The organism is Methylobacterium sp. Leaf104 (genome assembly GCF_001422885.1).
In the GTDB taxonomy this organism is placed as follows: Bacteria; Pseudomonadota; Alphaproteobacteria; order Rhizobiales; family Beijerinckiaceae; genus Methylobacterium.
On sequence record NZ_LMMZ01000019.1, the window covers coordinates 1 to 10,990 of the forward strand.

Sequence of the window (10,990 nt, forward strand, 5' to 3'; positions counted from 1 at the left end):
TCTCGTAGCGCGCGAACGTGCCCTCGCTCGTCGAGATGTCGGCCCCCTCCACAACCGCACCCGTCGTCGGGCCGGCCGCAGGAAGCAGCGACGAGCAGCCGGATACGAGGCAGGCCGTCAGGGCGGCCAGGGACGCCTTACGAAGCATTGTTACTCTCCTGGCCGGACCGCGCACAGGTGCGATCCGGCGACGACGCCCGCTTGGATAGCGGCGTACGGGCGACGCCATCGTGTCCGATGCGATGCGGAGCCCGGCCCAACACTTGGACGACCGGACGCGCAAAGTGGGCCGCCGAGCGGTGGCCGCGCTGGACGATAGCGGCAAAAGGCTGCGTTCGGATTAACGAGTCGTGCACGCAACCTGAGCCTCGACCGAACGGCGCAGGTTCCGCCCGCCTATCGGTCACCAATGCGTCACGACGGTGGCAAAGCCAAGCTCGGCGTGCCGGGCGGCGGATCGACGGCATCGCGCAGCAAGCGACCGAGTTCGGCGGCGCCGATGTCCCGGCGGATGGGCGACGCCCTCCCCTCCTGGCCGAACGCGAAGATCGCGTAATCCGTCGTGGTCGCGCCGAAACCGGGGCGGCAATTCGGAAGGGCCGGCGCGTGATCGCCGAAGACGCAGAGGGTGGCCGGCAGATCCTCCAGCCCGGCGATCAGGGTCTCCACCGCGCGGCCCGTATTGGCCACGTGGGTCAGGTACTGCGCCAGGGGGTCGTCGATGCCGGGTAGCCGGCCGGGCTTCCAGGGCCCGTGGTTCTCCATGGTGATGGCGTAGAGGAACAGCGGCCCGGTACGCTCGCGGATTTCGCCGAGCACGCGCTCGGCCAGAGGCATGTCGCCCACGTAGGGACCGACCCGGGACGCTCCGGAAAAGTCGTCCTCCATGAGCAGCCGGTCGAAGCCGAGGCGCGTCACCACCTCGGCGCGGTTGAAGAAGTCGCGGTGGAAGGGATGGACGAAGACGGTCTCGAACCCGGCATCCCGCGCCCGGAGCGGCAAGCTCGTCGGCTCGTTTCCGCCATGGGTTAGGTAGGGGTCGAAGACGCCGAAGCCGAGATCGTCGGGCTCCAAGCCGGTCAGCACCGCGTGCTCGGTGCGCATGGTGTAGGCGCCGTGGGCCGGGACCCGCAGGCGCCCGTGGATCGCCGCGCGCGCGCGGACGATCTCCATGAGCGGCAGGGGCGGCCCACCGAGACGCACCGGATCGACGAAGGACTCGAGCTGCACCACCACGACCACGGGGGTGTCCTCGCGGGCGGGCGGCGTCGGCAGGGCGGCCGCCCGCGCGGTGCGACGGTCGGCGCGCCAGCGCAGGGCGTAGCCGACCAAGGTGGACGGCAGGCCATATCGGGTGATGTCGGTCTCCAGGGAGGGCGCCGGGAACAGCCGCGCGAGCCTCGACGCGAACGCCCCCTCCTCCGAGAGGATCGCGACGCTGATCAGCATCAGCGGCAGGGCCGCCACCGCCAGGATCGCGACGCTCGGCTCGCCGGGCAGGATCGTCGGCTCGATCGCGTACCACGCGGCGACGAGCGCCAGTCCGGTCAGGAGCGGCACCGCCATGCGGGGATCGCTGAGAGGGCGGGTGTAGTAGAGCTCCGGATGGCGCGGCACCTGCCGCAGCAGCGCGAAATCACTGAACACCAGCGGTTCGCCGATGATGGTCCGCTTCAGCCGACTGACGACGGTGAGGATCAGGATCGTCAGGACGCAGGAGAACCCGGCGAGCCAGGGGCGCCAGGAGAACTGGAACCAGAACAGGGCGACCAACGCGTAACCCGCGAAGCGGACCGCGAGATCGCCGGGCCGCTGGCTGACGGGCCGCGCCTCGGCGCCTTCCCACGCTTCGATGGCGAGGCTGATGAGCAGAGCGAGGGTGAGGCTCAGGACGAGGGTCATCACGGGGCTCGGCGCTTCCGGTCCGGAAACCGCTCGACGCCGCGCCGTGTGCGCAGGCGTCGGATGATCGGGTTCAGCAGGGCGTAGCGGGCTCGCATCGTCAGGATCGCGAGCGGGCTCAGGGCCAGACGCGACGGGCCGGCCGCGTCGCGGGCCGCCGCGAGCCGGTCGAGCAGCTGCTCGGCCGAGCACGGCTTCCGGGAGACCGGATCGAGGTAGAGCGGGTAGAGCAGGAGTGCCCCCGCGACCAACTCTTCGAGGGCCAGCCGCCGGCCGCGATCGGCCCCCGGCGCCAGATCCTCGGTCAGGCCCCAGCCCGCATAGAACGGACGCCCGTGGACCGCGACGGAGAGGCCGCGGATCAGGGCCTCGAAGCCGGCGAGAGAGGTCATCGTCTCCACGTGGTCCGCGCGGTCGAGGAGATCGACGATGGAGAGGCCGCCGACGATCCGGTCGGCGAGGGTCAGGGCCTCCGCCTCCGGGATGGCGCCGGTCCGAAAGCCCGCCTCTACGTCGGGATGCGGCTTGTAGAGCAGGAACGCATCGGGATTGCGGGTTCGGGCCGCCCGCAGCAGGTCCCGGTTCGAGCGCACCACCGGCGATCCGTGCATCACGGAGGCATCGTCCTCGACCTGACCCGGGACGAGCACGATCCGGCGGTCCCGCGGCCAGTCGCCGGCGGCATCGGTGAGCCCGACATTGTACTTGGTCAGGCGGCGGGCGATCACGAGCTCGCGCAGGGCCTTGGCGCGGGCGACGAGATCCGGCGGGAAGGTCGAGGTCCGAAGGAGGAAGGCGAGCCGGCTCTCGGTGCGCGGATCGTAGTAGATCCCGCGGTCGTCGACGACGATCGAGGCGCCGGGGGCGAGACCGGCGCCGAGGCCGACCGAACGCAGGAAGCCGTCCTCGACCCGCGCGAGCGGGACGTTCGCCGCGGCGCAGAGTGGTGCCAGCCGCTCCGGCATCCGCGTGGCCCAGACCCGGACCTGGGCCTGGTGCCGGATCGCGGCCGCGACGGCGTCCTCGGCCGTCATGGTGTGGATCGGCGGCCCCTTCGGGCCGACCATGAACGCATCCAGAACCGGACGTTTCCAGCCCGAGATGCCGACCAGCACCGTCCGCCTGTCGTTGTCGATGAAGCGCTCGCGCAGCCACGCGACGCGGTCGAGGCAGTCCGCGAAGCCGATCGGCGCCCGCGTCCAGGGATCGAAGTAGCGGATCCCGGCGCCGTAGCGCAGCGCCACGAGGTCGCCCGTCGGCGGAGGCGGGGCATCGTCGTCGGGACGGAGGACGTCGCACCCGGCGAGGCGCGCCTCGCAGGCCTCCGCCCAATCGTCGACGAACACCGTGCGGAGCCGATCGAACAAGGCCCAGGGATCGATGGGCTCCGGCAGAACCCGGAGCCTCGGCGACGAGCCCGATGGCGGGATCGCGCAGCCCTCCGAACCCGCGACGACGAAGGTACCGTCGGGCCGGGCCGCGAGCACCCGCTGCACGAAGGCCGTCAGGGTCGCGGCGGACCGGACCGGCGCCCCCTCGACGAGGATGAGGGACGGATCGGTCAGGCCCGCAACGGCTTCGGCGATGGCGGCGCCGCTCGCGCGGGGGAACCGGTTCCGCCCGAACGCCCGGGCGCGGAGCAGGGACGCGGCGTCGATCGGTCCGGCGGCCACCGGGCTCCCGTCGAACGCGATCCGGAGGCTAGCCATTCCTCGATCGGGCAGATCGTAGGGAGACAGGAGCGGGCCGGGTCCGACCACGACGGGGCCTGCCGAGCGCGGCAGGACCCGGTGGACGACGCTGTCCTGCCACACGACGGGCGCGGTGCCCGGACGCCAACGCGGCTCGAAGGCGACACCCAACGCCGCCGCGATCTCCGACCGCAGAGCGTGGACGGTCCGGCCTGTGGACAACAGGGATTGCGGTGACTTCGTGGGCATGCACGCTTTCGGATCGACCTGATCGGCCGCTGACTTAGCATCTTCCCATCGCGAAGGGGCGAGGGTGGCCAGAGAAGCAGACATTCCTCCGGGATCGAATTCGTGCGGGGGCGTTGCGGCGAGGACACAGCGCTCGCAAATTCCACCTCGGCCCTACGAGCGCCCAATTGCTGAGATGGGAGTCCCGTGCGACGGATTTCACCGTCCAGGGTGGCCCGCCTTCGTACGGGTGCAGGAGCAGGCGTCGGAGAGAATGCTTCAGCCCCGCGCAGACATGCATCTCCAGACGGACATGCATCGCAACGGACAGGCGACGTTCCTCTTCCTGCAGGGACTGGCGTCGCCCTTCTTTGCCGATCTCGGCCGCGCCCTCGAGGCGCGCGGACATCGCGTGCGGCGCATCAACTTCTCGTCCGGCGACTGGCTGTTCTGGCGCCTGCCCTCCGACAATTACCGCGGCAGCTTCGACAGGTGGGGCGCCTACGTCGCCGATTACATCCGCGCGCACGGCGTGACCGACATCGTCCTGTTCGGGGATTGCCGCCCCTATCACGTGGCCGCCACGGCTGCCGCCCGGCCCTTCGGCGTCCGCTTCCACGTCTTCGAAGAGGGATATCTCCGGCCGAACTGGATCACCTGCGAACTCGGCGGCGTGAACGGCCACTCGGCGCTGCCCAAGACGGCGGACGAGGTTCGCGCGGTGGCCCAGCGCCTGCCGCAGCCCGGCCGTGCGATGCCATCGAGCGGAGACATGGCCCGCCGCAGCCTGTGGGACGTCGCCTACAACATCGCGAATTTCGGCTTCCCGTACTTCTTCCCGCATTTCCGCAGCCACCGGCCGCATCACATCGCCGTGGAATATGCCGGCTGGATCAAGAAGTTCTCCCGCCGCGCCCACACCCGGCGCGAGGCGGCGCGCCTGAACGAGGCCTACACGGCGATTGGCGTCGATTACTTCCTGCTGCCGCTGCAGCTCGACAGCGACTACCAGATCCGCGTCCATTCGCCCTTCCTCGGGGTCGAGGGCTTCATGGACCGGACCATCGCGTCCTTCGCGGCCCATGCCCCGGCACAGGCACGCCTGCTGATCAAGCTGCATCCCCTCGACAGCGGCCTGATCAACTGGCGCAAGTACGCCCGGCATTCGGCCCGGCGCCACGGGGTCAACGACCGGCTCGACATCATCGACGGCGGCGACCTGCCGAGCCTGATCGCCGGCAGCCGCGGCGTCGTCCTGATCAACAGCACGGTCGGGATGCTCTCGCTGGAACTCGGGCGCCCGACCTGCGCCGCCGGCAACGCGATCTACAATTTCCCCGGCCTGACGCACCAGGGTGGCGTGGATTCGTTCTGGACCGCTCCGACCCCGCCAGACGCCGCGCTGATGGCGGATTTCCGGCGCGTCGTGCTGCACCGCTCGCAGGTCAATGGCGGCTTCTTCTCTCGGCCGGCCATCGAGCGTGCGATCGCCGGCACCATCCCGCGGCTGGAGGCGACGCTGCCGGCCTCGGCCCTGGCGGCGGCCCGGGCGATCCGCGCGGAGGACAGCGAGCCTCAGGAACTGGCACCGGTCTATTGATCCGGCCCGGCAGGCCGCGTTAGCAGTCCCGATGCCCGTCATCCTCATCACCGGCGCGTCGAGCGGCATCGGCGCCGCACTCGCCCGTCACTACGCCGAGCCCGGAACGACGCTGATCCTCCAGGGCCGCGACCGACCCCGCCTCGATGCGATCGCAGAGGCGTGCCGCGCCAAGGGTTCGACGGTCGACACCCAGCGCCTCGACATCCGCGAGCGCGAAGCCGTCGCGACCTGGCTCCAGGCGGCGGATCGCGCGCATCCCCTCGACCTTGTCATCGTGAATGCGGCGATCAACGGCGGGGACCCGGGCGGGGACGTGGAAACCGAGGCGATGGCCTTCGAGACGGTGGAGGTGAACCTCCTGGGCGCCCTCAACGTCACCCTGCCCTGCGTCACCCTGATGCGAACCCGCGGCCGGGGCCAGATCGCCCTGGTCTCGTCCCTGGCGGCCTTCGCACCGCTGCCCGATGCCCCGGCCTATAGCGGCACCAAAGCGGCGCTCCTGGCGCACGGCCTCGCACTGCGGGAGAAGCTGAAGCCCCACGGCGTGCGGATCAACGTGGTCACGCCGGGCTATGTGAAGACCGCGATGGGCGGCGAGTACCAGGGCTGGCGCCCGCTGGAGCTCAGCGCCGAGGACGCGGCCCGGCGCATCGCCCGCGGCCTGGCGAAGGACCGGGACATCGTCGCCTTTCCCTGGCTCCTCGCCGCCGGCGCGCGCGGGGCGGCGCTGCTGCCCGAATTCCTGCGACGCCTCGGCATGAGCGGGTTCAAGTTCAAGATCCGGGTCGGTCGGTGAGCCGGCCCCGTATCGCCCTGTTCGTGCTGGAGGCCCTGCCGAATGCCCGCGCGGTGCGCCGCTTCGTCGGCGACCATGCCGAGGACATCGCCTTCGTCGGCCTGTCGAATGCCGAACGGCCGAGTTCCGGCGGACTCGTGGGACAGGTCCGTCGCCATCTCGCGCGCTCCGGCCCGGCGATCCTGCCCTATCTCGGCGTCAATTTCGGGCTGCCCGATCTGCTGGTGCCGCTCTCGCCACTGGCGCGCCGGCTGACCGGGGCGGGCACGGCGGCCGGCGCCATGCCCCTGAAGGCCCTTTGCCGGGACCTCGGCATCCCGACCCTGAGGGTCGACGACGTCAACGGACCGGAGGTGGCGCGAGCCTTCGACCGCGAGGTGCCCGACCTCATCGTCACCTTCCACTTCGACCAGATTCTCTCCGGTGCGACCCTGTCCCGGGCGCCGCTCGGGGGGCTCAACGTCCATCCCGGCCTGCTGCCCCGCCATCGTGGGCCGGTCCCGACCATCCATGCGCTGGCCGAGGCCGAGCCGGCTTTCGGGGTCACGGTCCACCGCCTCGCCGTCACCATCGATGCCGGTGCGATCCTGGCCCAGGAGGCGGTGCACCTGCCCGGAGACACGACGGCGACCCGGGCCTCGGTGCTGCTGCACGAGCACGGGCGGATCCTGCTCGACGCAGCGCTCGCGGATCTCGCGCATGGACGGCTGGCCCCGGGGACGATCGCACCGATCCTGCCCTACTGCCCGTTTCCCGACCGCGCTCTGCTGAAGGGCCTGCGCCGCCGCGGCCGCAAGCTCACGGACGGGCGCGACCTGCGCGACGCCCTGGCGCTGAGCGCCCGGGCCTGACGACGGCGCCCGCCCCGGAGGCGGACGCCGAGCGACCGCCCTACCGAGAGAACTTCTTGTACTTGATCTTCTTCGGCATCAGCGAATCGGCGCCGAGGCGACGCTTCTTGTCCTCCTCGTAGTCCGAGAAGTTGCCCTCGAACCACTCGACGTGGCTCTCACCCTCGAAGGCGAGGATGTGGGTGGCGATGCGGTTCAGGAACCAGCGATCGTGGCTGATGATCACGGCGCAGCCCGCGTAATCCTCCAGGGCCTCTTCGAGAGCCCGCAGAGTCTCCATGTCGAGGTCGTTGGTGGGCTCGTCGAGGAGAAGCACGTTGGCGCCGCCCTTCAGGGTTCGGGCGAGGTGGACACGGTTGCGCTCACCGCCCGAGAGGGTGCCGACCTTCTTCTGCTGGTCGGAGCCCTTGAAGGCGAAGGCCGCGCAATAGGCGCGGGAATTGATCTCGCGCTTGTTGAAATAGATGATGTCGTTTCCGCCGGAGACCTCCTGCCAGACCGTGGCGTTCGGATCGAGGGCATCGCGCGACTGGTCGACGTAGCCGAGATGCACGGTCTCGCCGACCGAGATCGTGCCGCCGTCCGGCTTCTCGGCCCCGGTGATCATCTTGAACAGGGTCGTCTTACCGGCGCCGTTCGGGCCGATCACGCCGACGATGCCGCCGGGCGGCAGCTTGAACGAGAGGTCCTCGATCAGCAGGCGATCGCCGAACGCCTTGTTCAGGTGCTCGAATTCGATGACGTTGTTGCCGAGGCGCTCGTCGATCGGAATGACGATCTGCGCCGAGGCGTCGATCTTGTCCTGCGACTTGGCGACCAGCTCCTCGTACCGGGTGATGCGGGCCTTCGACTTCGACTGGCGGGCCTTCGGCGAGGCGGCGATCCACTCCTGCTCGCGGTTGATCGCGCGCTGGCGGGCCATGTCCTCGCGGCCCTCCTGGGCGAGACGCTTCTGCTTCTGCACGAGCCAGGCCGAGTAGTTGCCCTCGTAGGGGTAGCCGCGGGTACGGTCGAGCTCGAGGATCCAGCCGGTGACGTTGTCGAGGAAGTAGCGGTCGTGGGTCACGATCAGGATCGCGCCGGGATACTGGCGCAGGTGGCCTTCGAGCCAGTTCACCGTCTCGGCGTCGAGGTGGTTGGTGGGCTCGTCGAGCAGCAGCAGCTCCGGCTCCCAGAGCAGCAGCTTGCAGAGGGCCACGCGGCGGCGCTCGCCGCCCGAGAGGGTCGCGACCGGCTGCTCGTCGCTCGGGCAGCCCAGCGCCTCCATGGCCTGGTCGACCTTGGAATCGAGCTCCCAGAGGTTCGCCGCCTCGATCTTGTCCTGGAGGGCGGTCATCTCGTCCGCCGTCTCCTCGGAATAGTTCATGGCGAGCTCGTTGTAGCGGTCGAGCAGCGCCTGCTTCTCGGCGACGCCCTCCATGACGTTCTCGCGCACGGACTTGTTCGGATCGAGCTGCGGCTCCTGCGGCAGGTAGCCGACCCGCGCGCCCTGCGCGACGAAGCCCTCACCGGTCCATTCCTTGTCGATCCCGGCCATGATCTTGAGCAGGGTCGACTTGCCCGAGCCGTTGATGCCCAGAACGCCGATCTTCGCGTCCGGATAGAAGGACAGGTTGATGTTATCGAGGACCTTCTTGCCACCCGAATAGGTCTTGGTCAGACCCTTCATGTGGTAGATGAATTCGCGCGCCATGATGGTATCCCTGTCGTGTCGGCGGCCCGGCGCGTCCTGCGCCTCGGCCGTCGGAATCGTCGTGTGCGTGGTCCCGCGACGGCACCGCTTCGAGCCGGCCGGCGTACCGCGCGGAATGCGCCGATGCGGCCGGACCTCGGGCGCTCGCCGTCGTCGAACCGCTTCGCGTGAGAGTGTTGCGCCGGAGTATCAGGGCGGCGCCCGACCGGCAAGAACGCGGGCGCGAACACCGGCACCGACCGGCCCCGGACGAACGACGTGGGTTGCGGCCTCAGGCGAAGGGGTTCTTCACCGTCTCGGCGGGTTGAGGGGCCTCCGCGACGCGATCGGGCAGCGGCGCGCCCTCGAGGGCCGCCACGATCGTCCCGAGGGCCGCAGCGAGGGCGCGCGCCCGCTCCAGCCCCAGGGCATCCCGCATCAGATCGAGGCTTCCGTGGATGGCGATCCGGCCGGTGCCGTTCTCGATGGCGAGGCCACCGATCGTCTGGACCGCGGCATCGTCCGCATACGGCACGAACCGGTCCGAGGCCTTCGGCGCAGCTGACTTCGGCATCTCGACACCCCTTTTCAGAAGATGGCGCGCATCAGGTCGTGCCAGAGGCGCCTGAGGACGCGATGCAACTCGGCCTTCGCCCAGGCCTCGAACGAATCCGGCGCGGGCGCGCGACGGCGCGGAGGCTCGTCGCCGTCCGGATCGCCCCGGGAATAGGCGCGCGGCTCCGGCAGATCCATGGCCTTCGCCTTCGCGGCCGGGGCCAGCATCGGGAACACGTCGAGCCCCGAGATCGCGCGCAGGGCGTCGAGGGAGATTGTCTGCCAGGGCAGGTCGTCCCGGTTCGCCACGAGATAGGCGCCCGCTTCGCCGGTTGCCGGGTCGTAGAGGGCCTTGAACAGCTGCGTCGGGACCAGCACCCGCCCGTTGATCGCCTGGACGGCGTCGCCCGTATAGATCGGCCCCGTCACGACGAAGAGGGTGCCCCGGCGGCTGGCCAGGCGCCGCACGCTCTCCTCGATCGCCGCCCAGAGGCCGCGGTTCAGCGCCCTGTCCTGGGGAACGATGTTGGCGAGGCTGAAGGACTGTGCCTGCGCCGCCCCTGTCGGCATGTCGCCGGCCGGCGCCATGTGGCCGCGATCGTAGCCGCTGTGGACGTAATCCTCGAGCCGCGCCCGGTCGGCCGCCGGCAGCGCCTCCTCGTCGTGGAAGGCGTCGACCCGGTCGACCCGGCGGGCCGCCGCGACGCTGTCGCGGGTCAGGCGCTCGGCCGCATAGAGCGGCGTCCGCGATAGGCCGGAAAACAGCAGCGCGAAGGCGTCGTAGCACAGCGGCACCGCGCGCTCGGCGAGCTTCGGATTGGTGATCTCCGGCCGCCTCGCATCGGCGAACGAATCGGCGCAGCCCTCCGCCGCCGCCCCGGCCGGCGCGGCGAGCAGGAGAACCGGCAGCAGCAGGACGAGCGCGCGTGCCATGGCGGATTCGCCGTTCAGAAGCAGACCCGGACCTTGCGCGTCCCCTGCGGCGTCGCCCGCGTACGATAGCCGCAGGGCCGGCCGAGGCTGCCCTCGAAGGAGCGGACGTCGCGGTCGGGCGCGCCGGGGCTGGCCTGGACGCCGCACGTGCCGGGCGTCTCGCACGGGAACGTGAAGGGCTCCACCGGGGCGTGCCGCCGCACGAGCGAGGGATCGGCCGCGGTTCCCGCCGCCAGGGCCGAGCTGCTCAGGAGGATCAGGATCAGGACGGGGCCTGCGAGGGAACGGGTGAGCGGCATGACCGGCCTCGGGGCGGGAGCGGCGGACGGGAAAAGCCGGTCGCACCGTTGATCGGGACGTCCGGGGCGATTAACTGCCGGAGTTCGAGCGCCAGCGCCAGTATCCCTGGAGTCACGGCGAGGCTTCGGGGTTCCTTTCGGCGCTCGGGTTTTCGGAATGGTATTGCAGACCTCGCGCGGCCTCTGGGAAAGCGCAGGTACTCCCTGGCGTGGCAAAGCTGCGTAATGACGTTATAAGTGCGATCGAAGAGCCCCGGTTTCGTCTTGGGGCGTACATCGTTCGAGGGTCGGCCCGCGCAGAGCGCAGTTGGCGGGCCGGATCGAGCGGATGCCAGCAAACGAACGGGTGCGGATTCAGTGTCACGGCAAGAAACCTCGCGAGACAAGGGCTCGCAAGACAAGAGCGTGCAGGACAAGGCCTCGCCGGGCCTGGGGCCGGCGGCGTCGGTGTCGTCCTCGG

Annotated in this window: 9 protein-coding genes and 1 pseudogene; 3 read left to right on the plus strand and 7 right to left on the minus strand. The window is 70.3% G+C overall.

Annotated features, from left to right (window positions below; genetic code table 11):
- The 3 genes and pseudogenes from ASF49_RS24475 to ASF49_RS12430 form a co-directional block, all read right to left on the minus strand.
- Nucleotides 1–148: pseudogene (locus ASF49_RS24475) on the minus strand (polysaccharide biosynthesis/export family protein); the annotation flags it as partial.
- A gap of 266 nt (nt 149–414) precedes the next feature.
- The gene (locus ASF49_RS12425; protein WP_056473153.1) at nt 415–1,902 is read right to left on the minus strand and encodes an LTA synthase family protein; all 1,488 of its coding nucleotides are present in this window, start codon (nt 1,900–1,902) and stop codon (nt 415–417) included.
- Nucleotides 1,902–3,842, minus strand: coding sequence for a capsular polysaccharide export protein, LipB/KpsS family (locus ASF49_RS12430; protein WP_056473158.1), 1,941 nt, complete (start codon nt 3,840–3,842; stop codon nt 1,902–1,904). The genes ASF49_RS12425 and ASF49_RS12430 overlap by 1 nt, the downstream gene beginning before the upstream one ends.
- 253 nt (nt 3,843–4,095) lie before the next feature.
- On the opposite strand from ASF49_RS12430, the gene ASF49_RS12435 reads away from it, so the two are divergent.
- From ASF49_RS12435 to ASF49_RS12445, 3 genes are read left to right on the plus strand one after another with little or no spacing between them, the layout of a single operon-like run.
- Nucleotides 4,096–5,421 carry a capsule biosynthesis protein gene (locus ASF49_RS12435; protein WP_056473161.1) on the plus strand — a complete coding sequence of 442 codons (1,326 nt, stop codon included), beginning with the start codon at nt 4,096–4,098 and terminating at the stop codon, nt 5,419–5,421.
- A gap of 31 nt (nt 5,422–5,452) precedes the next feature.
- Nucleotides 5,453–6,220, plus strand: coding sequence for an SDR family NAD(P)-dependent oxidoreductase (locus ASF49_RS12440; RefSeq protein WP_056473164.1), 768 nt, complete (start codon nt 5,453–5,455; stop codon nt 6,218–6,220).
- A complete protein-coding gene (locus ASF49_RS12445; RefSeq protein ID WP_056473167.1) occupies nt 6,217–7,071 on the plus strand; it encodes a formyltransferase family protein in 855 nt (284 codons plus the stop codon). Before ASF49_RS12440 ends, ASF49_RS12445 begins: the two co-directional genes overlap by 4 nt.
- Nucleotides 7,072–7,111: 40 nt before the next feature.
- On the opposite strand, the gene ettA is transcribed toward ASF49_RS12445, so the two are convergent.
- From ettA to ASF49_RS12465, 4 genes are all read right to left on the minus strand, one after another.
- Nucleotides 7,112–8,764 carry an energy-dependent translational throttle protein EttA gene (gene ettA / locus ASF49_RS12450; protein WP_056473170.1) on the minus strand — a complete coding sequence of 551 codons (1,653 nt, stop codon included), beginning with the start codon at nt 8,762–8,764 and terminating at the stop codon, nt 7,112–7,114.
- A gap of 271 nt (nt 8,765–9,035) precedes the next feature.
- Nucleotides 9,036–9,317 carry a hypothetical protein gene (locus tag ASF49_RS12455; protein ID WP_056473173.1) on the minus strand — a complete coding sequence of 94 codons (282 nt, stop codon included), beginning with the start codon at nt 9,315–9,317 and terminating at the stop codon, nt 9,036–9,038.
- Nucleotides 9,318–9,331: 14 nt separating this feature from the next.
- Nucleotides 9,332–10,231 carry a DNA/RNA non-specific endonuclease gene (locus ASF49_RS12460; protein WP_056473176.1) on the minus strand — a complete coding sequence of 300 codons (900 nt, stop codon included), beginning with the start codon at nt 10,229–10,231 and terminating at the stop codon, nt 9,332–9,334.
- Between the two features lie 14 nt (nt 10,232–10,245).
- Nucleotides 10,246–10,530, minus strand: coding sequence for a hypothetical protein (locus tag ASF49_RS12465; protein WP_056473179.1), 285 nt, complete (start codon nt 10,528–10,530; stop codon nt 10,246–10,248).
- Between the last annotated feature and the right edge of the window lie 460 nt (nt 10,531–10,990).

Bases quoted from the DNA above. Each gene is read 5' to 3' on its own strand.
- ASF49_RS12425 (WP_056473153.1), bottom strand. From the start codon at position 1,902: ATGACCCTCGTCCTGAGCCTCACCCTCGCTCTGCTCATCAGCCTCGCC.
- ASF49_RS12430 (WP_056473158.1), bottom strand. From the start codon at position 3,842: ATGCCCACGAAGTCACCGCAATCCCTGTTGTCCACAGGCCGGACCGTC.
- ASF49_RS12435 (WP_056473161.1), top strand. From the start codon at position 4,096: ATGCTTCAGCCCCGCGCAGACATGCATCTCCAGACGGACATGCATCGC.
- ASF49_RS12440 (WP_056473164.1), top strand. From the start codon at position 5,453: ATGCCCGTCATCCTCATCACCGGCGCGTCGAGCGGCATCGGCGCCGCA.
- ettA (WP_056473170.1), bottom strand. From the start codon at position 8,764: ATGGCGCGCGAATTCATCTACCACATGAAGGGTCTGACCAAGACCTAT.
- ASF49_RS12455 (WP_056473173.1), bottom strand. From the start codon at position 9,317: ATGCCGAAGTCAGCTGCGCCGAAGGCCTCGGACCGGTTCGTGCCGTAT.
- ASF49_RS12460 (WP_056473176.1), bottom strand. From the start codon at position 10,231: ATGGCACGCGCGCTCGTCCTGCTGCTGCCGGTTCTCCTGCTCGCCGCG.
- ASF49_RS12465 (WP_056473179.1), bottom strand. From the start codon at position 10,530: ATGCCGCTCACCCGTTCCCTCGCAGGCCCCGTCCTGATCCTGATCCTC.